Raw genomic sequence first — 24,810 nt, forward strand, 5'->3', positions numbered from 1 at the left:
GGCCCGTCCTACTGCTGCGGCGGGTTGCCGGAGGAGAGCGTCAGCGTGAACTGGGCCGTCTTGGGGTCGACGTCGGTGCCGGAGGCCGGGAACTGCGTCACGACCGTGTCCTGGCCCCACTGGCCGTTGTCCACGGTGGTGGTGTCGACCTTCCAGCCCGCCGCCTGGATGCACAGCTTCACCGACAGGATGTCCTTGTAGGTGAAGTCGGGCGCCTGGACCTTCGACGGGTCGAGGGCGGACTTCTGCGGGCTGGTGCACTTGGTGGTGTCCAGCGTGCGGCTGCGCTCGGGGCCCTTGTGGCCCGCGACGGCCGCGCCCGTGGCCTTGTCGCCGCCGTCCTTGGCGTCGTCGCCCTGGTTCATCACCACCGCCGTGATCAGACCGCCGACCGCGAGCAGCGCCACCGCGATCGCACCGACGATCACCGGGGTGTTCCGCTTCGAGGAGGCGCCGGAGCTCGACGCGTTCCCGGAGGGGCCGCCGGACGGCGGGACGTTCGGGGAGATCGTGTACGGCGGCGGGGTGTGCTGCGCCGGCATCGGCGCCTGTTGCGGGTAGCCGTAGGAGGGCTGCGGCGTGGGGGCCGGCGTCGGCGGGCCGTACGGGCTCGGCTGGTACGGCGTCTGCACGCCGCCCGGGTAGCCCTGCTGGGCGGCGGAGGCGTCCAGCGGCGGGAAGACCGTCGAGCCGACGCCCTGGCCGCTGGAGACCGGGCCGCCGCCGGTGATCACCGGGGCGGCGCCCGTCTGGCCGCTGGCGGAGATCCGGGCGATCTCGTCGCGCATCGCGGCGGCGCTCGGGAAGCGCTCGTTCGGGTTCTTCTTCAGCGCGCGGGCCACCAGCGCGTCCACGGCCGGCGGGATGGACCGGTTGACCGAGGAGGGCGCGACCGGCTCCTCCTGGACGTGTGCGTACGCGATCGCCAGCGGGGAGTCGGCGTCGAACGGGATCCGGCCGGTGATCAGCTGGAAGAGCATGATGCCGACCGAGTACAGGTCGGAGCGGGCGTCCACGCCCCGGCCCAGGGCCTGCTCCGGCGAGAGGTACTGCGGGGTGCCGACGACCATGCCGGTCTGGGTCATCGAGGTGACACCCGACTGCATGGCGCGCGCGATGCCGAAGTCCATGACCTTGACCACGCCGCGCTTGGTCACCATCACGTTGCCGGGCTTGATGTCGCGGTGGACCAGGCCCATCTCGTGGCTGACCTCGAGGGCGGCGAGCACGTCGGAGGTCATCTTCAGCGCCTTGTCGGCGGGCATCGCTCCGTACTGCTGGATGTCGCTGTGCAGCACCGAGCCGAGCGGCTGGCCCTCCACGTACTCCATGACGATGTACGGCATCGTCGCGCCGCCCAGCTCGTCCTCACCGGTGTCGAAGACCGACACGATGTTGGTGTGCTGGAGCTTGGCGACGGCCTGCGCCTCGCGGCGGAAGCGCTCGCGGAACGACGCCTCCCGGCCGAGCTCGGTGTGCAGGGTCTTGATCGCGACCTGGCGGTCCAGCGCGGCGTCGTACGCGAGGTAGACCGAGGCCATGCCGCCTTCGCCGAGGAGGTCGCGCAGCTGGTAGCGCCCGCCCGCGATGGAGCCGCCCGCATAGCGGCCCTGTGCGCCGTCCTGGCTCATGACTGTGCATCCCCCTTGGCCGCGGTGGCCAGCGATGATCCTGCGAAATTTTCGAGCCAAGTCTGCCCGAGGGGTACGACACGTCAAGCCGGGTGCCCGTTCCGTGACCGTACGCGCAAGAAGCGTCTCGTAAGCGTTACAGGAATCGCATGGAATTTGCATGGGTACACGCGGAACCGATTGGATGGCCGGTCCATCCCGAACCGGCGTCCTGTACGAACGCTGTAGCGTGCACTACTGCACAACCGTAAGACCCTATGGAACCACCGCTGACGCGGCCAGACACGACGGCGAGGACTGATGGCACCCGAACCCGAGGGAAGCGGCGCCGGGATGCCCGATGCGCAGGACCACGAGTCGTGGGTCGGCGGACTCGTCGGTGACGGCCGCTACCGGCTGACGCACCGGCTCGGCCGGGGCGGTATGGCCGAGGTCTTCGCGGCGGAGGACGTGCGTCTGGGCCGTACGGTCGCGGTGAAGCTGCTCCGCGCCGACCTCGCCGAGGACCCGGTCTCCAAGGCCCGCTTCACGCGCGAGGCGCAGTCGGTGGCCGGACTCAACCACCACGCGGTGGTCGCGGTGTACGACTCGGGCGAGGACGTGGTGGGCGGCCAGACCGTCCCCTACATCGTGATGGAGCTGGTCGAGGGCCGCACCATCCGCGACCTGCTGGTGCAGGCGGAGGCTCCGCCGCCGGAGCAGGCGCTGATCATCGTCTCCGGTGTCCTGGAGGCACTGGCGTACTCGCACCAGCACGGCATCGTGCACCGTGACATCAAGCCCGCGAACGTGATCATCACGCACACCGGTGCCGTGAAGGTGATGGACTTCGGCATCGCGCGCGCCCTGCACGGCGCGCAGTCGACGATGACGCAGACCGGCATGGTCATGGGCACGCCCCAGTACCTCTCGCCGGAGCAGGCGCTCGGCAAGGCCGTCGACCACCGCTCCGACCTGTACGCGACGGGCTGCCTGCTGTACGAACTGCTCGCGCTGCGCCCGCCCTTCACCGGTGAGACACCGTTGTCGGTGGTCTACCAGCACGTGCAGGACACCCCGGTGCCGCCGTCGCAGGTGGCCTCCGTGGCGCCGCCGGAACTCGACGGCCTCGTCATGCGTTCTCTCGCCAAGGACCCCGACGACCGTTTCCAGTCCGCCGAGGAGATGCGCGGCCTGGTCCAGTACGGCCTCCAGATGCTCCAGGCGCAGGGCGGCCACACCGGCACCTGGAACACCGGTCCGGTCGAGGTCATGCACGACGTCGGCCGTACCGCGGCCATGGGCATGACCGGGGGGACCGGTGCCATGGGCCACCCCGGGCACGGGGAGACCTCGCAGTTCCACGGCCCGATCCTGCCGCCGATGAACCCGGACGACGGCGGCTACGACGGGGGTTACGGCTCCGGTGGCTACAACAACGGCGGCTACAACGGCAACGGAAAGTCCGGCGGCCGGGGCAAGGTCATCCTGTTCGTGGTGCTCGCGATCATCGCGATCGCGGCGGGTGTCGCGTTCGCGATGAAGGCGGGGGACAAGAAGGACGGCGACCAGACGCCGAAGAAGCCGGCCGTCTCGCACTCCCCCTCGCCGTCCGACGAGTCGAAGTCGTCGCCGTCGCCCGACGACCAGGCCAGCCGCGGCCAGGAGCAGACGTCGACGACCGGCGGCAACTACCCGCCGCCGTACACGCCGTCGCCCAGGCACAGCAAGAAGCGCTCGCCGTCGCCCGGCACCGACCAAGGCACGACGTCCGGGACGAGCCAGGGCACGACGTCCGGCACCGATCAGGGCACGACGTCCGGCACCGACCAGGGCACGACCTCCGGCACCGACGAGGGCACGACGTCCGGGACGACCTCGGGCACGGACCAGGGGACGACGTCGGGCACCACCTCGGGGACGAGCGCGGGCACGACGGCCGGCACCACCACCGGGACCAGCGCGGGCACCACCGCCGGGACGACCGACGGCGGGAACGGCGACACCAAGGGCACGACCGCCGGTGGCGCGACGACGGGCGGCCCCTCCCCGAAGCCCTGACCGGGGCCGCGGGCAGGCGGTGCGGGCGGGCGGTGCGGACGGTGCGGGGCTAGTCCGCGAACGCCTCGCACACCGCCTCGTACTCGCGGGTCCACCAGACCGCCAGGGCCGACGCCGCGGGGAACTGCGGGTCGGCCCTTCGGTCGTGCAGCAGATAGCGCCAGCGCAGGATCCAGAAGTCGTTGAGCCGCTCCCACCACACCCGGTGGACGGCGGCGGCGAGCTCCGCCGGGTCCGCGCCGGTCGCCTGCCGGTACGCGCGGGAGTACGCGCGCACCTTGTCCAGCTCCAGCTCCCCCGCCGGGCGTACGAAGAAGATGACCGCGGCCCGTACCGCCTCCTCCGCGCGGGGCTGGACGCCCAGGCGGTCCCAGTCGACGATCGCGGCGGGCTCCTTGCCGCGGTAGAGCAGGTTCAGCGGGTGGAAGTCGCCGTGCACCCAGGCCCCGGCCTCCTGCGGGGGCGGGCGGCGGTGGGCGTGCCGCTCGATGAGATCGCGGCGCTCGCGCAGCCGGTGCTCGGCGAGTTCGTCGAAGCTGTCGCGGGGGCGGCGCCCGCGGGCGCGGGTGAGCAGGTCGTCGATGAGGGCGAAGGTGTCGGCGGGGTCGGCGCTGGGGTGGTCGGCGGCCGGGCCGCGCCCTTCCATGACCTGCTCCAGGCAGATGTGGACGAGCCCGAGCAGCGCGCCGAGCCGCCCCGAGCCGACGGCGCCGAGCTGGGCGCCGTCGCGGTGGCGGCCGTGGACCCAGGGGTGCAGGGCGTAGCAGCGGCCGCCGAGGACGGTGACGGTGTCGCCATCGGCGTCCGGTACGGGGGGCGCGACGGGGACGCCGAGCGCCTGGAGGCGGCGGGTGGCGTCGTGCTGGCGGACGATGGCCTCGCGGTCGCCGTCGAGGTGGTGCTTGAGGAAGAACTCGCCGCGGGTGGTGGCGAGGCGGTAGCCGCGGTTGAGGAGGCCCTGGGCGACGGGTTCGCAGGTGAGGGGCTCGCCGAGGGAGGCGTATCGGCGCAGCAGGTTCCTCACGGGCGGTGTTGCATATGAGCGCGGCACGCGCCAGATGTTAGATCACGGGGCGTGGTGGGGGTGTGGCTCTAGGGAATCGGGTGGTGGTGGGGGTGGGAGGGGGTGTAGTGGGGCTGGCTGTTCGTCTGCGGAGCGCTGGGGCCTGAGTTTCGTCTGCGGGGCTGTGGTGGGTGGCTCGCGCCGTTCCCCGCGCCCCTCAAGGGTTGCATTGGCTCCGGGTGGGTTCGCCGCCCCGGGGTTTGATTTTCGTCTGCGGGGCGGTGGGGGCTTGTCGCGCAGTTCCCCGCGCCCCTGGAGGGGGTTGCGGGGCTCGGGCGGGACAGGCGTCCCCGGGGGCTTGTTGGGCGTCTGCCGACCGGTGGGGGCCTGTCGCGCCGTTCCCCGCGCCCCTGGGCGGGCGTGCTCGGGGTGCTGGAAAGGTGCGGCGTGGGGGGGCTTCCGGGCCCGGGCTAGTGGCGTTCTGCCTGGAGGCGGGCTACGTAGGCCGCTGCCTGGGAGCGGCGTTCCATTCCCAGTTTGGACAGGAGCGAGGAGACGTAGTTCTTGATCGTCTTCTCCGCCAGGTGCAGCCGCTCGCCGATCACCCGATTCGTGAGGCCCTCGCCGATCAGGTCGAGGATCTTGCGTTCCTGGTCCGTGAGGCTCGCCAGGCGGTCGTCGCCCTTGGCGGCGCCGCCGTCGCGCAGCCGCTCCAGGACGCGGGCGGTCGCGACCGGATCGAGCAGGGACTTGCCCGCCGCCACGTCCCGTACCGCCGAGAGCAGCTCACTGCCCCGGATCGCCTTGAGGACATATCCGGACGCACCCGCCATGATCGCGTCGAACAGGGCCTCGTCGTCCGCGAACGAGGTCAGCATCAGGCATTTGATGTCCTCGTCCTGCGAGCGGATCTCGCGACAGACCTCCACGCCGCTGCCGTCGGGCAGCCGGACGTCGAGGACGGCGACGTCCGGACGGGTCGCCGGGATCCTGACCAGGGCATCCGCCGCGGTACCGGCCTCGCCGACCACCTCGATATCGTCCTCGACGGAGAGCATTTCGTGGACGCCGCGGCGGACCACTTCGTGGTCGTCGAGCAGGAATACGGTGATTTTGCCTGGTTCGCGCACGGAATCAGTCTCACACATTCGCTCTTCCCGTGTCGTAGGTCACCGGGATAACGTGCCGTTGTTCCGGCGGCCTGCAAGGCTGTCATCAGTGCTGTGACCAGTGGTTGTTCCCCACTTTCTCGATTTACTTGGAAATCCAAGCAAAATCGCAGGTCAAATGGGGTTTCGCAGGAATGCGCAGCACTGGGTAACGTGCCTATGACAGGGCGCTCGCCGGGGCACCTGTCACGCCTGGTTCCCGGTGAGGCGCACCCACCCCCGTGCACCGCGACCGGAAGCAGGCGAGGAGCCGCAACTGGCCACACCGGCGAACCCGGGGGCCGGACAGACGGAGGAGCACGCACGTGACCGTGGAGAGCACTGCCGCGCGCAAACCGCGACGCAGCAGCAAGCGCACCGGTAGCAGCGCCGGGAAGGCTGTGGCCGACCCTCAGCTCGTACAGCTGCTGACGCCCGAGGGCCAGCGGGTCGAGCACCCTGACTACGACGTTGACCTGACCCCCGAAGAGCTGCGCGGGCTCTACCGCGACATGGTGCTGACCCGGCGCTTCGACGCCGAGGCCACCGCACTGCAGCGCCAGGGCGAGCTGGGCCTGTGGGCCTCGCTGCTCGGCCAGGAGGCCGCCCAGATCGGCTCCGGCCGTGCCCTGCGCGACGACGACTACGTCTTCCCGACCTACCGGGAGCACGGTGTCGCCTGGTGCCGGGGGGTCGACCCCACCAACCTGCTCGGCATGTTCCGTGGCGTCAACCACGGCGGCTGGGATCCCAACAGCAACAATTTCCATCTGTACACGATCGTCATCGGCTCGCAGACGCTGCACGCGACCGGTTACGCCATGGGCGTGGCCAAGGACGGCGCGGACTCGGCCGTGATCGCGTACTTCGGCGACGGCGCCTCCAGCCAGGGCGATGTCGCGGAATCGTTCACCTTCTCCGCCGTCTACAACGCCCCGGTCGTGTTCTTCTGCCAGAACAACCAGTGGGCGATCTCGGAGCCGACCGAGAAGCAGACCCGGGTGCCGCTTTACCAGCGCGCCCAGGGCTACGGCTTCCCCGGCGTCCGGGTCGACGGCAACGACGTGCTGGCGTGCCTGGCGGTGACCCGGTCCGCCCTGGAGCGGGCCCGGCGCGGCGAGGGCCCGACCCTGGTCGAGGCGTTCACGTACCGGATGGGCGCGCACACCACCTCCGACGACCCGACCAAGTACCGGGCCGACGAGGAGCGCGAGGCCTGGGAGGCCAAGGACCCGATCCTGCGTCTGAGGACGTACCTGGAGAACGAGGGCCACGCCGACGAGGCGTTCTTCGCCTCCCTGGAGGAGGAGTCCGAGACGCTCGGCAAGCGGGTCCGCGAGGCGGTCCGCGCCATGCCCGACCCGGACCGGATGGCCATCTTCGAGAACATCTACGCCGACGGGCACGCGCTCGTCGACGAGGAGCGGGCCCAGTTCGCGGCCTACCAGGCGTCCTTCGCCGACGGGGAGGGCAAGTAGCCATGACCGTACAGAAGCTTCCCATCGCCAAGGCGATCAACGAGTCGCTGCGCAAGGCGATGGAGACCGACCCCAAGGTCCTCATCATGGGCGAGGACGTCGGCAAGCTCGGCGGTGTCTTCCGGGTCACCGACGGGCTCCAGAAGGACTTCGGCGAGGGCCGGGTCATCGACACCCCGCTCGCCGAGTCCGGCATCGTCGGCACCGCGATCGGCCTGGCCCTGCGCGGCTACCGCCCGGTCGTGGAGATCCAGTTCGACGGGTTCGTCTTCCCGGCGTACGACCAGATCGTCACCCAGCTCGCCAAGATGCACGCTCGCGCGCTCGGCAAGATCAAGCTGCCGGTCGTCGTGCGCATCCCCTACGGCGGCGGCATCGGCGCGGTCGAGCACCACAGCGAGTCCCCGGAGGCGCTCTTCGCGCACGTCCCCGGCCTCAAGGTGGTCTCGCCCTCCAACGCCGCCGACGCGTACTGGATGATGCAGCAGGCCATCCAGTCCGACGACCCGGTCATCTACTTCGAGCCCAAGCGCCGCTACTGGGACAAGAGCGAGGTCGACACCGAGGCCATCCCGGGCCCCCTGCACAAGGCCCGCACGGTCGTGGAGGGTTCGGATCTCACCCTCGTGGCGTACGGTCCGATGGTGAAGGTCTGCGTGGAGGCCGCCGCGGCCGCCGCCGAGGAGGGCAAGTCGATCGAGGTCCTGGACCTGCGCTCGATGTCCCCGATCGACTTCGACGCGGTGCAGGCGTCGGTGGAGAAGACCGGCCGCCTGGTCGTGGTCCACGAGGCGCCGGTGTTCTACGGCGCCGGCGCGGAGATCGCCGCGCGGATCACCGAGCGCAGCTTCTACCACCTGGAGGCACCGGTGCTCCGGGTCGGCGGCTACCACGCCCCGTACCCGCCGGCGCGCCTGGAGGAGGAGTACCTGCCGGGTCTGGACCGGGTGCTCGACGCCGTCGACCGCTCGCTGGCGTACTGAGGAGACCCGTGACCATGACTGAAACTTCCGCCCGCTTCCGCGAGTTCAAGATGCCGGACGTCGGCGAGGGGCTCACCGAGGCGGAGATCCTCAAGTGGTACGTCCAGCCCGGTGACACCGTCACCGACGGCCAGGTCGTGTGTGAGGTGGAGACGGCGAAGGCGGCCGTCGAGCTGCCGATCCCGTTCGACGGGGTGGTGCATGAGCTGCGCTTCCCCGAGGGCACCACGGTGGACGTCGGCGAGGTGATCATCTCGGTGGACGTGGCTCCGGGCTCCGGCGAGCCGGCCCCCGAGGCCGCCGCCCCCGCCCAGACCCCGGTCGCCGAGGCGCCCGCCGAGCCCGGGAAGCCCCAGGGCCGCACGCCCGTCCTCGTCGGCTACGGCGTCGCCGAGTCCTCCACCAAGCGCCGCCCCCGCAAGGGCGCCCCGGTGCCCGGCCAGGCCACGGCCGCGGTGCAGGGCGAGCTCAACGGCCACGGCTCCGCGCCCGTCGCCCGCCCGCTGGCCAAGCCGCCGGTCCGCAAGCTGGCCAAGGACCTGGGCATCGACCTGGCGAGCGTGGTCCCGACCGGACCCGACGGGGTCATCACCCGCGAGGACGTCCACGCGGCGGCCGCCCCGGCCGTCGAGCAGGCCCAGCAGACCGGGCAGGCCGCGCCGGTTGCGACGGCCGGTGTTTCACGTGAAACAACTCCCGCGCCCGTCGCGGCGGTTGCGTCCCCGGGCGCGCGTGAGACCCGTATCCCCATCAAGGGCGTACGCAAGGCGACCGCGCAGGCGATGATCGGATCGGCGTTCACCGCGCCGCACGTCACCGAGTTCGTGACGGTCGACGTGACGCGCACGATGAAGCTGGTCGAGGAGCTCAAGGGCGACAAGGAGATGGCGGGCCTGCGGGTCAACCCGCTCCTGATCATCGCCAAGGCGCTGCTCGTCGCCATCAAGCGCAACCCCGACGTCAACGCGGCGTGGGACGAGGCGGCGCAGGAGATCGTCCTCAAGCACTACGTGAACCTGGGCATCGCGGCCGCCACCCCGCGCGGCCTGATCGTCCCGAACATCAAGGACGCCCACGACAAGACGCTGCCGCAACTGGCGTCGGCGCTGGGCGACCTGGTCGCGACGGCCCGCGAGGGCAAGACCTCGCCCGCCGCGATGCAGGGCGGCACGGTCACCATCACCAACGTCGGCGTCTTCGGCGTCGACACCGGCACGCCGATCCTCAACCCCGGCGAGTCGGCGATCCTGGCGGTCGGGGCGATCAAGCTCCAGCCGTGGGTCCACAAGGGCAAGGTGAAGCCCCGTCAGGTCACCACCCTGGCCCTGTCGTTCGACCACCGCCTGGTCGACGGCGAGCTGGGCTCCAAGGTGCTGGCCGATGTGGCGGCGATCCTGGAGCAGCCCAAGCGGCTGATCACCTGGGCGTAACCACACCGCCCTGAGCGCACGCCTCCGTGCCCCCGGCCGCTTCGGCGCCCGGGGGCACGGTCGTGTGGTGGTGCGGTCACGCAACCGGGTGGTGGTGTGGGCGTGCGGCGGTGCAGCCGTGCGGCGGTGCAGCCGTGCGGCGGTGCAGCCGTGCGGCGGTGCGGTGGCGTCGCCCGGCTGGCGGGCCGGCGGGCTGGCGGGCAGGCGAGGAGGCAGGCAAGCAGGCGGCAGACGGGCGGCCAGGCAGGCAGGCTACGGGGGTGTTCCGGCATCCGGACGCCCCTTTCTCACGTACACCTGTTGTATCTATCCTGTGCGCATGCCGTCCGCTCCCGCCTCCGCCGTCCCGCCCGTGCCCGCCCCCGTCAAGCAGCCGCCCGCCGCCGACCGCGTGTACATGCACGTCAAGCAGGCCGTCCTGGACCGGCGCTACGAGGGGGGCACGCTCCTCACCGAGGGCGAGCTGGCCGAAGCTGTCGGGGTGTCGCGCACGCCCGTGCGCGAGGCGCTGCTCAAGCTCGAAGTGGAAGGGCTCATCCGGCTCTACCCCAAGAAGGGCGCCCTCGTCCTCGCCGTCTCCGCGCAGGAGACCGCCGACGTGGTCGAGACGCGGCTGCTGGTCGAGGAGTTCGCCGTCCGCAGGGCGGTCCCCGCGCCCGCGCGGCTGATCGCCCGCCTGGAGGAGCTGCTCGCGGAGCAGAAGGAGAACGCGGCCACCGGCGACCTCGCCGCCGTCGCCGTCACCGACCGCTGCTTCCACGCCGAGATCGTCCGCAACGCCGGCAACGAGATCCTCTCCCGCCTCTACGACCAGATGCGCGACCGCCAGCTGCGGATGGGCGTCGCCGTGATGCACGCCCAGCCCGACCGGATCGCCAAGAACATCACCGAGCACCAGGAGATGCTGGACGCCATCAGGGCCGGGGACGCCGACCGCGCCGCGCGCTGCGTGCGCCAGCACCTGAGCTGGGTCAAGGTCCTGGTCCGGGGTGAGGAGCGATGAGTTCCGCCTCCTCCGGCTCGTCCTCCTCGTCCGACTCCTCCTCTTCCGGCTCCTCCTCTTCCGGCTCCTCCTCGTCCGGCTCCTCCTCGTCCGGCTCCTCCGGCTCCCCCGCCGGGCCCGTGCGCGCGGCCCTCGGCGGACGCCGCGCGGCCCTCGTGTGGGGCATCGGCGTCAGCGTCTACTTCGTCGCCGTCATCTTCCGCACCAGCCTCGGCGTCGCCGGACTCGACGCCGCCGACCGCTTCGGCGTCAACGCCTCCGCGCTCTCCACCTTCTCCATCCTCCAGCTGCTCGTGTACGCGGGGATGCAGATACCCGTCGGCCTCATGGTCGACCGCCTCGGCACCAAGAAGGTGCTCACCCTGGGCGTCGTCCTCTTCACCGCCGGGCAGCTCGGCTTCGCGCTCTCGCCCTCCTACGGCACCGCCCTCGCCTCCCGCGCCCTGCTCGGCTGCGGCGACGCCATGACGTTCATCAGCGTCCTGCGGCTCGGCTCCCGCTGGTTCCCCGTCCGGCGCGGACCGCTGATCGCCCAGGTCGCCGCGCTCTTCGGGATGGCGGGCAACCTCGTCTCCACCATCGTCATCTCCCGCGCGCTGCACGGGATCGGCTGGACCGCCACCTTCGCGGGCAGCGCGCTCGCGGGCGTCGTCGTCCTGGCCCTGCTGCTGCTCTTCCTGCGCGACCACCCCGAGGGCCACGAGCCGCCGCCCGTCACACACGCCGGGGCCGCCTACGTACGCCGCCAGATCGCCGAGTCCTGGCGCGAGCCCGGCACCCGCCTGGGCATGTGGGTGCACTTCACCACGCAGTTCCCGGCCATGGTGTTCCTGCTGCTGTGGGGGATGCCGTACCTGGTCAAGGCCCAGGGGCACTCGCGGGGGACGGCCGGCGAGCTGCTGACCCTGGTGGTGCTCTCCAACATGGTGGTGGGCCTGGTGTACGGGCAGGTCATCGCGCGCCACCACGCCGCCCGCGCGCCCCTCGCCCTCGGCACGGTCGGGGCGACCGCCGTCCTGTGGGCCGCCGCCGTCGCCTACCCCGCACCGCACACCCCGATGTGGCTGCTGATCGTCCTGTGCGTGGTGCTGGGCGCCTGCGGCCCGGCCTCGATGATCGGGTTCGACTTCGCCCGCCCCGCCAACCCGCCCGAGCGCCAGGGCACCGCCTCCGGCATCGTCAACATGGGCGGCTTCACGGCCTCCATGACGACCCTGCTGGCGATCGGCGTGCTCCTCGACGCCACCGGCGACAACTACCGGATCGCGTTCGCCTCGGTCTTCGTCCTCCAGGCGCTGGGCATCGCCCAGATCCTGCGGCTGCGCGGCCGGGCGGCCCACCGCGAACGGGAGCGGCTGGTCGCGAGCCGGGTGGAGGCGGTCCACGTACCGGCGTGACGCACGCGGGGGCCGGGGCGGGACGACGCCCGGCCGGCGTCCGCGCCTACGGCGTGACCGCGAAGTTCCGCAGGATCGCCGCCGCCAGCTCCTGGTCGCCCTCGGTCTTCACCCGGTCCGCAACCGCGTGCGGACGCACCCGGCCGCAGGCCAGCCGTACGAACGTCTCCCAGTCCATCGCGATCGTCACCAGCGGGCCGAGCGAGGGCGCGCCGTCGATCGTGCCGTGCCCCTCGGCGTCGACCCGTACCGTCCGCAGGAACTCCACCGGCCCGTGGATGTCGAAGACGACGGCCGAGTTCGCCGGGGCGCCCGCGTCCTTGGCGACGACCTTCGGCAGGGTGTGCAGCAGGATGTCACGGGCGACGTACGCACCCGGGGAGTCCAGGTTGCCCGGCCGGCCCAGCGCCCACCGCAGGTCCTGCTCGTGCACCCACACGTCGAACGCCCGCATCCGCAGGGCCAGTTCCAGGGTCTGCTCGGTGCCGAGCGGCGCGCGGACCAGGGTGCCGGGATCGCGGGTCTCGTTGCGCAGCTGACGCGCCCGGCGGATGACCGTGTACTCCAGCTCCGAGGTCATCTCCGGCGCGGTGTGGTGCCGGCGCACATCGACCTGCATCTCCATGTAGCGCGCGAACTCACTCTGCACATGGTAGAGATCGCGCGGCAGGGTGTGGATCGGACGCGGGTCGCCGAGCTGTTCGCACTCCATCCCGATGATGTGCGACACGATGTCGCGCACCGACCACGCCGGACACGGCGTGGCACGGTTCCACTCCCCCTCGACGAGCGGCATCACCAGCTCGGATATCGCCTCGATGGAATGGGTCCAGGCATCGGCGTAGGTCTGGAGGCTGGGATGGACGGTCACGGGACCCCTCGGCGGTTCTGTACGTACGCGGGCTGGGCGCTGTGGCAGTTAAGTTACGCTGCCGAAAGGCACCCCGGCAGTGCTTTCGTGTGACGATCGTAGGCCCGTGTTGACAACTCGAATGCCAGGACGGTGGTAGTGTGCGCGCCTCCCTCATCCAATTCGGTGTAGACCCCCAGGAATCGGTGGATTCCCGCAGGCGGCGCGCGGCGGCGCTGGTACGGGAGCAGTCGGGCAGCGACCTCGTCGTCCTGCCGGAGCTGTGGACGGTGGGGGCGTTCGCGTACGAGAGCTTCGCGGCCGAGGCGGAGAAGGCGGCTGACGGGCCGACGCATGAGGCCATGTCAGAGGCCGCGCGGGACGCGGGAGTCTGGCTGCACGCCGGCTCGGTTCCCGAACGGGGCGCGGACGGCGGCCTCTACAACACCTCCCTGGTCTTCTCGCCCGAGGGCGAACTGGCGGCCGTCTACCGCAAGATCCACCGCTTCGGCTTCGACCAGGGCGAGGCGGTCCTGATGAGCGCGGGCACCGATCTGGTGACCGTGGCCCTGCCGCAGACCACCCTCGGCCTCGCGACCTGCTACGACCTGCGCTTCCCCGAGCTGTTCCGGGGCCTGGTCGACGCGGGCGCCCAGACCTTCGTCGTCCCGGCCGGCTGGCCCGCCCGACGCCTGGCCCACTGGACCCTGCTCGCCCGGGCGCGCGCGGTCGAGAACCAGGCGTACGTCCTGGCCTGCGGCACCGGCGGCACCCACGCGGGCGTCCCGCAGGCGGGCCACAGCATCGTGGTCGACCCCTGGGGCGAGGTCCTGGGCGAGGCGGGCGAGGGCGAGGAGGTCCTCACGGTCGAGCTGGACCCGGAGAAGGTGGCGGCGACGCGGGAGCAGTTCCCGGCCCTGAAGGACCGCCGCCTGCCCTGAACCGGCCCCGCCCCATACCTCCGCGGGGCCACGGCGTCGTACGGCCGTGATCCGGTGTTCACGGGCCAATGGCAAGCTTGAAGGATGAACGATGCTGCCCCGGCGCCCACCCCCGCGCCCCGCCGTGCCCGCCTCCGTGCTCCTGAGCTGATCGGCAAAGGGGGCTGGATCAACACCGGCGGGAAGGATCTGAAGCTCGCCGACTTCCGAGGCCGCGTATTGATCTTGGATTTCTGGACCTTCTGCTGCATCAACTGCCTGCACGTCCTGGACGAGCTGCGGGAGCTGGAGGAGAAGCACCGGGACACCGTGGTGATCGTCGGGGTGCACTCGCCGAAGTTCGTGCACGAGGCCGAGCACCAGGCCGTCGTGGACGCCGTGGAGCGCTACCAGGTGCACCACCCGGTCCTGGACGACCCCGAGCTCGCGACCTGGAAGCAGTACGCCGTGCGGGCCTGGCCCACGCTCGTCGTGATCGACCCCGAGGGCTACATCGTCGCCCAGCACGCCGGTGAGGGCCATGCGCACGCCATCGCGAGGCTGGTGGAGGAGCTGGAGGCCGAGCACGCGGCGAAGGGGACGCTGCGGCGCGGGGACGGGCCGTACGTGCCGCCGGAGCCGGTGGCGGGCGGGCTGCGCTTCCCGGGCAAGGCGGTCGTGCTGCCGGGCAGCGGGAACTTCCTGGTCTCGGACACCACGCGGCACGAGCTGGTCGAGCTGGAGCCGGACGGGGAGAGCGTCGTCCGGCGGATCGGCGGCGGCGCGTTCAAGGAGCCGCAGGGGCTGGCGCTGCTGCCGGACGGGCGGGTGGTCGTCGCGGACACCGTCAACCACGCGCTGTGCGTCCTCGACCCGGTGAGCGGGGCCGTGGAGCGGGTCGCGGGCACCGGCAAGCAGTGGTGGCAGGGCTCGCCCACCTCCGGGCCGGCCCTGGAGGTCGACCTGTCCTCGCCGTGGGACGTCGCCTGGTGGCAGGGCAGGGTGTGGATCGCCATGGCCGGGGTGCACCAGCTGTGGACGTACGACCCGGAGAGCGGGACCGTCGAGGTCGCCGCCGGGACGACGCAGGAGGGCCTGGTGGACGGCCCGGCCGCCGAGGCGTGGTTCGCGCAGCCGTCCGGCCTGGCGGCGACCGAGGACAGGCTGTGGGTGGCCGACTCGGAGAACTCCGCGCTGCGGTACGTGGAGCGCGCGGATTCCGGGTCCGGGGCCGGGTCCGGACCCGGGTACGTCGTGGGGACGGCCGTCGGGACCGGGCTCTTCGACTTCGGGCACCGGGACGGCGAGGCGGGGCAGGCGCTGCTCCAGCATCCGCTGGGGGTGACGGCGCTGCCGGACGGGTCGGTGGCGGTGTCCGACACGTACAACCACGCGCTGCGCCGGTACGACCCGGCGTCGGGTGAGGTCACCACGCTGGCCACGGACCTGCGGGAGCCCAGCGACGCGGTGCTCGTCGGGGACGACATCGTGGTGGTGGAGTCGGCGCGGCACCGGCTGACGCGGCTGCGGCTGCCGGAGGAGGCGGTACGGGTGGACGCGGTGGCGCACCGTACGCGGCGGGAGGCGACCGAGGTCGCCCCGGGGGTGCTCCGGCTGGACGTGGTCTTCCAGGCGCCGGCGGGCCAGAAGCTGGACACCCGGTACGGCCCGTCGACGCGGCTGATCGTGTCCTCCACGCCGGTGGAGCTGCTGGTGGCCGGGGAGGGTACGGGGACGGACCTGTCCCGTGACCTGACGCTGGACCCGTCCGTTCCGGAGGGTGTTCTGCACGTCTCCGCGATGGCGGCGTCGTGCGACGACGACCCGGCGAACGAGTACCCGGCGTGCCATGTGCACCAGCAGGACTGGGGGGTCCCGGTCCGTCTGGTCCCGGGCGCGACGTCCCGCTTGCCGCTGGTCCTGGCGGGCCTGGACGGGTGAGCCCCTCCCCGCCCCTTCCCTGAGCCCTCCGGGGGTGGGTGGGGGCGGAGGCGGTTCTCCCGGTAGCCATGCCCCCGGACCCCTTTTGTCTGCGGACCGTGGGTGGCTGGTCGCGCAGTTCCCCGCGCCCCTGGGTAGTCAGGGGCGCCGCCAGCTGCGCGAGCAGCCCAGCACGGTCTGCGGACGAAGCAAGGGGGTCCGGGGGCGAAGCCCTCGGCAGCCCCGCCCCGACCCGCCGCCCGGCCGCCCGCCCAGGGCTCCGGGGAAGGGGCGGGGTGGGGGAATCAGCCCCGCAGGAACGACAGCAGCGCGTTCGCCAGCAGGAACGGGTCGTCCGCCCCGCACAGTTCGCGGGCGCTGTGCATCGACAGGATCGCCACCCCGATGTCCACCGTCTGGATGCCGTGGCGCGCCGCCGTGATCGGGCCGATCGTCGTGCCGCACGGCATCGCGTTGTTGGAGACGAAGTGCTGCCACGGCACCCCGGCCCGCTCGCACGCCGCCGCGAAGACCGCCCGGCCCGAGCCGTCCGTCGCGTACCGCTGGTTGACGTTGACCTTCAGGATCGGGCCGCCGTTGGCGCGCGGGTGGTGGGTGGGGTCGTGGCGCTCCGCGTAGTTGGGGTGGATCGCGTGGCCCGTGTCGGAGGAGAGGCAGACCGTGCCCGCGAAGGCGCGCGCCTTGTCCTCGTACGTACCGCCGCGCGCGAACACCGAGCGCTCCAGGACCGTCCCGAGCAGGGGGCCGTCCGCGCCCGTGTCGGCCTGGGAGCCGTTCTCCTCGTGGTCGAAGGCGGCAAGGACCGGGATGTAGGGGAGGTCCGCCTCCGTCGACGCCGCCGCGAGCGCCGCCGTGCCCGCGTGCACCGAGATGAGGTTGTCCATCCTCGGGCCCGCCAGCAGCTCCTCGTCGCGGCCCAGGTACGCGGGCGGCTCGATCGAGTGGACCATCAGGTCCCAGCCGGTGACCTCGTCCTCGGCCAGGCCCGCCTCCTGCTCCAGGAAGCGGATCAGGTCGCCCTCGGCGACGTCGCCCAGGCCCCAGATCGGCTGGAGGTGCTTCTGGCGGTCCAGCTTGAGCCCGTCGTTGGCCGACCGGTCCAGGTGGATGGCCAGCTGTGGGACGCGCAGCAGGGCGCGGTCCACGTTGACCAGGACGTGCGAGCCGTCGCGCAGGGTGAGGCGGCCCGCGAGGCCCAGGTCGCGGTCGAGCCAGGTGTTCAGGAGCGTCCCGCCGTAGACCTCCACCGCGACCTGGCGCCAGCCGAAGGCGCCGGTGTCCGGCAGCGGCTTGACCCGCAGGTTCGGCGAGTCGGTGTGGGCGCCGACGATCCGGAACGGGGTGTGCGCCGCCGCGCCCTCCGGCACGAACCAGGCGATGATCGCCCCGCCGCGCAGCACGAACTTCCCGCCCGTCGACCCGTCCCACGCGTCCGTCTCCCGCACCTGCTGGAAGCCGGCCTTCTCCAGCCGCGCGGCCGCGTTCGCCACCGCGTGGTACGGCGAGGGGCTCGCCGCGAGGAAGGACATCAGATCGTCGGTGTGTCCGCGGTCGAAGCGGGAGGGTGTGCTCATGCGTTCACCTTAACCAGGGGGTCCGACAGACAAGGGCCCGCTCCCCGGGCGGGAAGCGGGCCCTTGGTCCGGCGGCCTGGAAGGAGGCCGCCACAGGCTCGTGGACGAGCGGGAGCGTCGGCTAGAACGCGGCCTCGTCGAGCTCCATCAGGGAGTTGTCGACGGTCTCGGCCAGCGCGCGGGCGGTGCCGACGCCCGGCAGGACGTTCGCGGCGAAGAACTTCGCGGCGGCGATCTTGCCGGTGTAGAACGCGACGTCCTTGGGGGAGGCGGTCGGCAGCTTCTCGGCGGCGACGGCCGCGCTCTTGAGGAGCAGGTAGCCGACGACGACGTCACCGGAGGCCATCAGCAGGCGGGTGGTGTTGAGGCCCACCTTGTAGATGTTCTTGACGTCCTCACCGGTGGCGGTCAGGTCGGTGATCATCGTGCCGACGATCGCCTCCAGGTCCACCGTGGCCTTGGCCAGCGAGTCGAGCGCGCCGCCCAGCTCCTCGTGGCCCGACTGCTCGGCGAGGAACTTCTTGATCTCCTCGGAGAGGAGGTTGAGCGAGGCGCCCTGGTCGCGGACGATCTTCCGGAAGAAGAAGTCCTGGCCCTGGATCGCGGTGGTGCCCTCGTAGAGGGTGTCGATCTTGGCGTCGCGGATGTACTGCTCGATCGGGTACTCCTGGAGGTACCCGGAGCCGCCGAAGGTCTGGAGCGACTCGTGCGAGAGCTTCTCGTACGACTTCTCCGAGCCGTAGCCCTTCACGATCGGCAGGAGGAGGTCGTTGAGGCCGACGAGCGCCTTCGCGTCCTCGCCCGCTGCCTCCTTGACCTGGATCGCGTCCTGGACGGCGGCGGTGTAGAGGACGAGGGAGCGCATGCCCTCGGCGTACGCCTTCTGCGTCATCAGGGAGCGGCGCACGTCCGGGTGGTGGGTGATCGTCACCTTGGGCGCGGTCTTGTCCATGAACTGCGAGAGGTCGCTGCCCTGGACGCGCTCCTTGGCGTACTCCAGAGCGTTGAGGTAGCCCGTGGAGAGCGTCGCGATGGCCTTCGTGCCGACCATCATGCGGGCGAACTCGATGATCATGAACATCTGGCGGATGCCGTCGTGCTTGTCGCCGATCAGCCAGCCCTTGGCGGGGTGCTTGTCGCCGAAGGTCATCTCGCACGTGTTGGACGCCTTGAGGCCCATCTTGTGCTCGACGTTCGTCGCGTACACGCCGTTGCGCTCGCCCAGCTCGCCGGTCTCCCAGTCGAAGTGGAACTTCGGGACCAGGAAGAGGGAGAGGCCCTTGGTGCCGGGGCCGTGGCCCTCGGGGCGGGCGAGGACGTAGTGGAGGATGTTCTCCTCCATGTCGTGCTCACCGGAGGTGATGAAGCGCTTCACGCCCTCGATGTGCCACGAGCCGTCGGGCTGCTCGACGGCCTTGGTGCGGCCGGCGCCCACGTCCGAGCCGGCGTCCGGCTCGGTGAGGACCATGGTGGAGCCCCAGCGCTTCTCGACGGCGATCTCGGCGATCTTCTTCTGCGCCTCGTTGCCCTCCTCGAAGAGGATGCCCGCGAAGGCCGGGCCCGAGGAGTACATCCAGACGGCCGGGTTCGCGCCGAGCAGCAGCTCCGCGTACGCCCAGATGAGGGAGCGGGGGGAAACGGTTCCGCCGATCTCCTCCGGCAGGCCCAGACGCCAGTACTCGCTGTCCATGAAGGCCTTGTAGGACTTCTTGAAGGAGGCCGGGACGGGCGCGGTGTTGGTCTCCGGGTCGAACACCGGCGGGTTGCGGTCGGCGTCGGCGAAGGAGTCGGCCAGCTCGTTCTCGGCGAGACGCGCGATCTCGTCGAGGATGGTCTTGGCGGTGTCGACGTCCATCTCGGCGAACGGGCCGGTGCCGTACAGCTTGTCGCGCCCGAGGACCTCGAAGAGGTTGAACTCGATGTCGCGGAGATTCGACTTGTAGTGCCCCATGGCGACGGCTCCGTAAGCAGATCGGTTACATCTCTACCAGCAAGTAGCTACGATGATGCTACCCGTCGGTAATAAGACGCAACCCCTCTGGGCCCATATGTGGCGCACTACTCTTGCGCCCATGTACGGCTACGACCAGAACCAGGGTGCTCAAGCGCAGTACTCCCAGCCGCAGCCCTCCTACGGGGAGCAGCCGCTGTACCCCGAGCCGTCACCGCCCTCGCTCGCGGACGCGGTGCGGGCGTTCACCACGGGCTCGCTCTCGGCCGAGGACTTCCAGCAGATCTTCGCGGGCTCGAAGGTGTACTGCCCGCGCGGCGACAACCCCGGGTTCCTGGCGCTGCACAACACGCAGCAGCCGGTCATCCCGATGTTCACCTCGCTGAAGGAGCTGCGCCGGTACGCGGGCAAGGAGTCCAAGTACTTCGTGATCACCGGCGCCGAGGTGATCGACCTGCTGCCGACCGGGTACGGCTTCGTCCTGGACATGGAGGGGGACCACCGGATGGTGTTCGACGCGAAGGCGGTCGAGCAGATGGTGGACTTCGCCATGCGGCGGATGTACGGCTGAGGCGGCTGGGGCGCGTCGTGCGTCCGGTGTGCGGCTGAGGCGGCTTCGGCCGTCCTTTCGCGGGGGCGAGTGCCCCCGGACCCCTCTGTGAGACCCCTCGGGAATCGGTGCGCCTTGCCGACTGTTCACCATTCAACTACTTTGGATGCTGAGCATCCCCCCGAGGAGGGCCGTCCCATGCCTGCTGTGACCGTCGAAAACCCGCTCACCCTGCCGCGCGTGGCCGCGCCGGAGGGTGCGGTGCCGCGTCCCGTGCTCGCCGTGAGCACGGCGCCGGCCGGATTCGAGGGGGAGGGGTTCCCGGTGCGGCGCGCGTTCGCCGGGATCAACTACCAGTACCTGGACCCGTTCATCATGATGGACCAGATGGGTGAGGTGGAGTACGCGCCGGGCGAGCCCAAGGGCACCCCGTGGCACCCGCACCGGGGCTTCGAGACGGTCACCTACCTGATCGACGGCACCTTCGTGCACCAGGACAGCAACGGTGGCGGCGGCACGATCATGAACGGCGACACCCAGTGGATGACGGCCGGGTCCGGTCTGCTCCACATCGAGGCGCCGCCGGAGTCGCTGGTCACCTCGGGCGGCCTCTTCCACGGCCTCCAGCTGTGGGTGAACCTCCCCGCCGCCGACAAGATGATGGACCCGCGCTACCAGGACATCCGGGGCGGCCAGGTCCAGCTGCTGACCTCGCCGGACGGGGGCGCGCTGCTGCGGGTGATCGCGGGGGAGCTGGACGGCCACGAGGGGCCGGGGATCACGCACACCCCGATCACGATGATCCACGCGACGGTACGGCCGGGCGCGGAGGTCACGCTGCCGTGGCGGGCGGACTTCAACGGGCTGGCGTACGTGCTGGCCGGGCGCGGTTCCGTGGGGGCCGGGCGCCGGCCCGTGGCGATGGGGCAGACCGCCGTGTTCGGCGACGGGGGGTCGTTGACGGTACGGGCGGACGAGCGGCAGGACGGGCACACGCCCGACCTGGAGGTCGTGCTGCTGGGCGGGCGGCCCATCCGTGAGCCGATGGCGCATTACGGGCCGTTCGTGATGAACACGCGGGATGAGCTTCAGCAGGCGTTCGAGGACTTCCAGAAGGGGAGGCTGGGGACGGTGCCGGCGGTTCACGGGATGTGACCCCCCCGGGCCCCGGGTGCCTGCCCCGTCGTTCTCCGTCTGCGGGACGGTGGGTGGTTGCTCGCGCAGTTCCCCGCGCCCCTTGGGGGTCCGTGTTTGGCTGCGGGTCGGTGGGTGGCTGGTCGCGCAGTTCCCCGCGCCCCTTGGGGGTTCGTGTTTGGCTGCGGGTCGGTGGGTGGCTGGTCGCGCAGTTCCCCGCGCCCCTGGAAGTCTGTGGCTGAGCTTCGTTTCCCGGCTGACGGAGTCCCCCTGAGGGGCGCGGGGAACTGCGCGCCCAGCCCGCACGGACCTGCAGACGCATACGGGCCCCCAAGGGGCGCGGGGAACTGCGCGCCTAGCCCCCACGGAGCCGCAGACGCACACCGGCGGAGGCATCTTTAGGGGCGCGGGGAACTGCGCGACCAGCCCCCCCACCGCCCCGCAGACGAACACCCGGCCGGGGCCGCCCCCCGTAAGGCCCCCCAGGCGGGTGTACAGCGGGCGCGGAGTGGGGGTGGGGCGTGGTGGCGTGGAGGGGTGACGTATGGCAAGCCCCTCCTCCCCGAGTCCGCGCGGCGTCTCGCCGCGTGGTGTGTCGTCGTGCTGCTCGTCACCGGGGTCGCCGCCGTCGCCGTCTGGCTCTGCGTGGTGTTCAAGACCGCCGTCACCCCCGTCCTGCTCGCCCTGCTGGGCACGGCCCTGCTCGGGCCCGTCTTCCGGCAGCTGCTGAAGCTGCGGATGCGGCGCTCGCTCGCGGCGGGGCTCACCTGTGTCGCGCTCGTGGCGGTGGTCGGCGGCGCCGGATACGTCGTCGTCAGCGCCCTCATCGACACCGGGGACCAGATCATCGCGTCGCTGCGGCAGGCCGGGCGGTGGCTGGCCGACCACTTCGGGATCGCCGGCGGCGACGGCGTCTCCAGCCTCGCCGACAACGCCAAACCGCTGCTCGGCAAGTTCGGCGCCACCGCCGCCTCGGGGCTGCTCACCGGGCTCAGCGTCGTCGGCTCGCTCATCGCGACCGGTGTGCTGTCGCTGCTGCTGACGTTCTTCTTCCTGAAGGACTCCGACCGGGCCGTCCACCTGGCCCACTCCCTCGCCCCGCGCGGCACCGGGCCGGTCGTGGAGGCCATGGCCCGGCGGGCCTTCGAGGCCGTCGAGGGGTTCATGCGGGGCACCACGATCATCGCCCTCATCGACGCCCTGTGCATCACCGTCGGGCTGCTCGTCCTGCGCGTGCCCGGCGCGGTGGGTCTGGGCGCCCTGGTCTTCATCGGCGCGTACATCCCCTACCTCGGCGCCTTCGTCTCCGGGGCCGTCGCCGTCCTGGTGGCGCTCGCCGACCGGGGGTTCGGGACCGCGCTGTGGACGCTCGGGGTCGTCCTGGCCGTACAGCAGCTGGAGGGGCACATCCTCCAGCCGGTGATCCAGAGCCGGACCGTGCAGATGCACCCGGCCATGGTCATGATCGCCATCACGGCGGGGGCGAGCGTCGCCGGGCTGCTCGGGATGCTGCTCGCCGTGCCCGTCGCGGCCGCCGCGTTCGGCGTCCTCGGCGAACTGCGCGGGCGTTACGCCGAAGGGGAGTCCCCGTCGGGCCCCTCGTAGAGCTCGAACCAGATCGACTTGCCCTCGCCCCGGGGGTCCACCCCCCACCGGTCCGCCAGCATCTCCATCAGCACCAGGCCCCGCCCGCTGGACGCCATCTCGCCGGGGCGGCGCTTGTGCGGCAGGTCGTCGCTGGTGTCGGCCACCTCCACGCGCAGACAGCGGGACCCGGGCGTGCCGGTGGCCTCCGCGACCAGGAGCGCGTCGCCGTCCGTGTGGACCAGGACGTTGGTGACCATCTCGGAGACCATCAGGACGGCCGAGTCGACCTGCTCGTCGTCGGCCCAGTCGTGCAGCAGCTCGCGCAGCTGGCGGCGGACCCCGGCGATCCGGTGCGGCTCGGCCTGGGCGACGGTCACGGCGGTGCGGCGGGCCGGGACCGGCCGGGTGGCGGGGTCCGTACCGCAGCCGCACACGTCGCTGTTGCGGCACAGCAGCAGCACCGCGATGTCGTCCTCGCGGCGGTCGGCCAGCGGCCCCACCGTGTGGTGCGAGGGCGGCCCGTGCACCGCCTGGACCAGCGCGTCCGCCAGCTTCTCCAGGCCGTCTCCGGTGTCCTCCTCCAGGACCGGCCGCAGCCGGGTCCAGCCCGAGGCCATGTCGTGGCCGCCGGTCTCGATCAGCCCGTCCGTGCAGAGCATCATCGTCTCGCCCGGCTCCAGGACGAGCCGGGTGGTCGGGTAGTCCGAGTCCGCCTCGATGCCCAGGGGCAGCCCGCCCGAGGTCTGGCGGATCAGCGCGGTGCCCTCGGCCGTACGGATGACGGGGTCGGGGTGGCCGGCCCGGGCGATGTCGAGGGTGCCGGTGCCGGGGTCGACCTCGATGTAGAGGCAGGTCGCGAAGCGCGGGTGCTCGTCGCCCGCCTCGTAGGACTCCCCGTACGACTCGGTGATCCCGTAGAGGAAGCGCGAGGCGCGCGAGAGGACCGCGTCGGGGCGGTGGCCCTCGCTCGCGTACGCCCGCAGCGCGATGCGCAGCTGCCCCATCAGCCCCGCGGCCCGTACGTCATGGCCCTGGACGTCCCCGATGACCAGGGCGAACCGGCCGGACGGCAGCGGGATCATGTCGTACCAGTCGCCGCCCACCTGGAGTCCGCCACCGGTCGGCACATAGCGCGCGGCGACCGTCATGCCCGGGATCTCGGGGCCCAGCGTCGGCATCATCGAGCGCTGGAGGCCGAGGGAGAGCTCGCGCTCGGACTCGGCCTCGCCCGCCCGCGCCAGGGCCTGGGCGAGCATCCGGGCCACCGTGGTGAGCACCGACCGCTCGTCGGGCGTGAACGCCACGGCGTGCTTGAAGGCCGCCATCCAGGTGCCCATGGTCTTCCCGGCCACGATCAGCGGCAGGAACGCCCAGGACCGGCGGTCGAAGCGCCGGGCCAGCGGCCAGGTGGCCGGATAGCGGCGGCGGTACTCCTCGGGGCTGGAGAGGTAGATGGCGCGTCCGGTCCGTACGACGTCCGCCGCCGGGTAGTCCGTGTCCAGCGGCATGTCCGCGAAGGGGCCGTCGTCGCCGGGGTTGTGCCCGTGGTGGCCGATGATCGACAGGCGGTCCCCGGCGACCCCGAAGACGGCGAGGCCGTCGGGCGAGAAGCCCGGCATGGACAGCGAGGCCGCCACCCGCAGCACCTCGGCCGTGGAGCGGGCCTCGGCCAGCGCCCGGCCCGCGTCCAGCAGGAACGCCTCCCGCGAGCGGCGCCAGTCGCCGGTGATGGGGGTGTGCGCGGCGATGGACGGCTGCGGCTCCGCGACCTCCTGGAGGGTGCCGACCAGGACGTAGTCCACGCCGTCGGCCGTCTCCTTGCGCAGCGGCTTGGAGCGGCTGCGCACGGTCCGCAGCACCCGCCCGCTCTCGTCCATGATCCGCATCCGGGCCTCGGCGAGGGTGCCCTCCGCGACGGCCAGCGCCACGATCTGGTCGACCTCGTTCCAGTCGACCGGGTGGAAGCGGGAGCGCACGGCGGCCTCGCTGAGCGCCACCCGCTCGGGGGGCAGGCCGAGGAGGCGGGCGGCCTCGGCGTCGAGCGTGACCGTTCCGGACGCGTTGTCCCAGCGCCACAGCCCGGTGGCGATCGCAGCCAGGACGTCCTCGGTGCGCATGATCCCCACTCTAGGCAGCCCGTTTTGTACCGGCGAGAGCTGCTGGGCCCGGCCGGTAACCTGGAGGGACTGT

The 24,810-nt window shown here is 71.7% G+C and carries 18 protein-coding genes; 11 read left to right on the forward strand and 7 right to left on the reverse strand.

What is annotated here, in order from left to right; genetic code table 11:
* Positions 1-8: 8 nt before the first annotated feature.
* The gene (locus AC069K_RS11435) at positions 9-1,631 is read right to left on the reverse strand and encodes a protein kinase domain-containing protein (RefSeq protein WP_478614699.1); all 1,623 of its coding nucleotides are present in this window, start codon (positions 1,629-1,631) and stop codon (positions 9-11) included.
* Positions 1,632-1,931: 300 nt separating this feature from the next.
* Here AC069K_RS11435 and AC069K_RS11440 point away from each other — a divergent pair, with 300 nt between their 5' ends.
* A complete protein-coding gene (locus AC069K_RS11440; RefSeq protein WP_478614702.1) occupies positions 1,932-3,671 on the forward strand; it encodes a protein kinase domain-containing protein in 1,740 nt (579 codons plus the stop codon).
* 49 nt (positions 3,672-3,720) lie between these two features.
* On the opposite strand, the gene AC069K_RS11445 is transcribed toward AC069K_RS11440, so the two are convergent.
* Positions 3,721-4,722, reverse strand: coding sequence for a phosphotransferase (locus AC069K_RS11445; RefSeq protein ID WP_478614705.1), 1,002 nt, complete (start codon positions 4,720-4,722; stop codon positions 3,721-3,723).
* 422 nt (positions 4,723-5,144) lie between these two features.
* Entirely contained in the window at positions 5,145-5,804 is a 660-nt protein-coding gene (locus AC069K_RS11450) for a response regulator (RefSeq protein ID WP_478614708.1), read from the reverse strand.
* Between the two features lie 344 nt (positions 5,805-6,148).
* On the opposite strand from AC069K_RS11450, the gene pdhA reads away from it, so the two are divergent.
* From pdhA to AC069K_RS11475, 5 genes are all read left to right on the forward strand, one after another.
* Positions 6,149-7,300 carry a pyruvate dehydrogenase (acetyl-transferring) E1 component subunit alpha gene (pdhA, locus tag AC069K_RS11455; protein WP_365113668.1) on the forward strand — a complete coding sequence of 384 codons (1,152 nt, stop codon included), beginning with the start codon at positions 6,149-6,151 and terminating at the stop codon, positions 7,298-7,300.
* Positions 7,301-7,302: 2 nt separating this feature from the next.
* Positions 7,303-8,283 (forward strand): alpha-ketoacid dehydrogenase subunit beta, encoded by a 981-nt coding sequence (locus AC069K_RS11460; RefSeq protein WP_365113666.1) that lies wholly within the window; start codon positions 7,303-7,305, stop codon positions 8,281-8,283.
* 14 nt (positions 8,284-8,297) lie between these two features.
* Positions 8,298-9,713, forward strand: a complete 1,416-nt coding sequence (locus tag AC069K_RS11465; protein WP_478614713.1) for a dihydrolipoamide acetyltransferase family protein — start codon at positions 8,298-8,300, stop codon at positions 9,711-9,713.
* A 319-nt stretch (positions 9,714-10,032) separates the two neighbouring features.
* Positions 10,033-10,716 (forward strand): GntR family transcriptional regulator, encoded by a 684-nt coding sequence (locus AC069K_RS11470; protein WP_478614716.1) that lies wholly within the window; start codon positions 10,033-10,035, stop codon positions 10,714-10,716.
* On the forward strand, positions 10,713-12,113 hold the full coding sequence (locus AC069K_RS11475; protein ID WP_478614719.1) for an MFS transporter: 1,401 nt from the start codon (positions 10,713-10,715) through the stop codon (positions 12,111-12,113). Before AC069K_RS11470 ends, AC069K_RS11475 begins: the two co-directional genes overlap by 4 nt.
* Before the next feature lie 46 nt (positions 12,114-12,159).
* Here AC069K_RS11475 and AC069K_RS11480 read toward each other — a convergent pair whose 3' ends face one another.
* Positions 12,160-12,984, reverse strand: coding sequence for a maleylpyruvate isomerase family mycothiol-dependent enzyme (locus AC069K_RS11480; protein ID WP_358833731.1), 825 nt, complete (start codon positions 12,982-12,984; stop codon positions 12,160-12,162).
* A gap of 140 nt (positions 12,985-13,124) precedes the next feature.
* Here AC069K_RS11480 and AC069K_RS11485 point away from each other — a divergent pair, with 140 nt between their 5' ends.
* Positions 13,125-13,904 (forward strand): carbon-nitrogen family hydrolase, encoded by a 780-nt coding sequence (locus AC069K_RS11485; protein ID WP_365113659.1) that lies wholly within the window; start codon positions 13,125-13,127, stop codon positions 13,902-13,904.
* 84 nt (positions 13,905-13,988) lie between these two features.
* Entirely contained in the window at positions 13,989-15,824 is a 1,836-nt protein-coding gene (locus AC069K_RS11490; RefSeq protein WP_478614724.1) for an NHL domain-containing thioredoxin family protein, read from the forward strand.
* Positions 15,825-16,108: 284 nt separating this feature from the next.
* On the opposite strand, the gene AC069K_RS11495 is transcribed toward AC069K_RS11490, so the two are convergent.
* Complete coding sequence (locus AC069K_RS11495) at positions 16,109-17,398, reverse strand: M18 family aminopeptidase (RefSeq protein WP_365113655.1); 1,290 nt, start codon at positions 17,396-17,398, stop codon at positions 16,109-16,111.
* A gap of 121 nt (positions 17,399-17,519) precedes the next feature.
* Positions 17,520-19,349, reverse strand: a complete 1,830-nt coding sequence (locus tag AC069K_RS11500; RefSeq protein WP_358833727.1) for an acyl-CoA dehydrogenase — start codon at positions 19,347-19,349, stop codon at positions 17,520-17,522.
* 121 nt (positions 19,350-19,470) lie between these two features.
* Between AC069K_RS11500 and AC069K_RS11505 the strand changes: the two genes are divergently transcribed.
* The 3 genes from AC069K_RS11505 to AC069K_RS11515 all read left to right on the forward strand — a co-directional run bounded on the left by AC069K_RS11505 (position 19,471) and on the right by AC069K_RS11515 (position 22,638).
* Positions 19,471-19,920 carry an SseB family protein gene (locus AC069K_RS11505; RefSeq protein WP_358833726.1) on the forward strand — a complete coding sequence of 150 codons (450 nt, stop codon included), beginning with the start codon at positions 19,471-19,473 and terminating at the stop codon, positions 19,918-19,920.
* A gap of 177 nt (positions 19,921-20,097) precedes the next feature.
* Positions 20,098-21,054, forward strand: a complete 957-nt coding sequence (locus AC069K_RS11510; protein ID WP_358833725.1) for a pirin family protein — start codon at positions 20,098-20,100, stop codon at positions 21,052-21,054.
* Positions 21,055-21,570: 516 nt separating this feature from the next.
* Complete coding sequence (locus AC069K_RS11515) at positions 21,571-22,638, forward strand: AI-2E family transporter (RefSeq protein WP_365100626.1); 1,068 nt, start codon at positions 21,571-21,573, stop codon at positions 22,636-22,638.
* Here the strand turns inward: AC069K_RS11515 and AC069K_RS11520 are convergent.
* Positions 22,602-24,737, reverse strand: a complete 2,136-nt coding sequence (locus AC069K_RS11520; protein WP_365100625.1) for a SpoIIE family protein phosphatase — start codon at positions 24,735-24,737, stop codon at positions 22,602-22,604. The genes AC069K_RS11515 and AC069K_RS11520 overlap by 37 nt on opposite strands.
* Positions 24,738-24,810: the final 73 nt, after the last annotated feature.

Source organism: Streptomyces sp. NPDC043908 (genome assembly GCF_056435525.1).

Bases quoted from the DNA above. Each gene is read 5' to 3' on its own strand.
- AC069K_RS11435 (WP_478614699.1), bottom strand. From the start codon at position 1,631: ATGAGCCAGGACGGCGCACAGGGCCGCTATGCGGGCGGCTCCATCGCG.
- AC069K_RS11440 (WP_478614702.1), top strand. From the start codon at position 1,932: ATGGCACCCGAACCCGAGGGAAGCGGCGCCGGGATGCCCGATGCGCAG.
- AC069K_RS11460 (WP_365113666.1), top strand. From the start codon at position 7,303: ATGACCGTACAGAAGCTTCCCATCGCCAAGGCGATCAACGAGTCGCTG.
- AC069K_RS11465 (WP_478614713.1), top strand. From the start codon at position 8,298: ATGACTGAAACTTCCGCCCGCTTCCGCGAGTTCAAGATGCCGGACGTC.
- AC069K_RS11470 (WP_478614716.1), top strand. From the start codon at position 10,033: ATGCCGTCCGCTCCCGCCTCCGCCGTCCCGCCCGTGCCCGCCCCCGTC.
- AC069K_RS11475 (WP_478614719.1), top strand. From the start codon at position 10,713: ATGAGTTCCGCCTCCTCCGGCTCGTCCTCCTCGTCCGACTCCTCCTCT.
- AC069K_RS11490 (WP_478614724.1), top strand. From the start codon at position 13,989: ATGAACGATGCTGCCCCGGCGCCCACCCCCGCGCCCCGCCGTGCCCGC.
- AC069K_RS11495 (WP_365113655.1), bottom strand. From the start codon at position 17,398: ATGAGCACACCCTCCCGCTTCGACCGCGGACACACCGACGATCTGATG.
- AC069K_RS11500 (WP_358833727.1), bottom strand. From the start codon at position 19,349: ATGGGGCACTACAAGTCGAATCTCCGCGACATCGAGTTCAACCTCTTC.
- AC069K_RS11505 (WP_358833726.1), top strand. From the start codon at position 19,471: ATGTACGGCTACGACCAGAACCAGGGTGCTCAAGCGCAGTACTCCCAG.
- AC069K_RS11510 (WP_358833725.1), top strand. From the start codon at position 20,098: ATGCCTGCTGTGACCGTCGAAAACCCGCTCACCCTGCCGCGCGTGGCC.
- AC069K_RS11520 (WP_365100625.1), bottom strand. From the start codon at position 24,737: ATGCGCACCGAGGACGTCCTGGCTGCGATCGCCACCGGGCTGTGGCGC.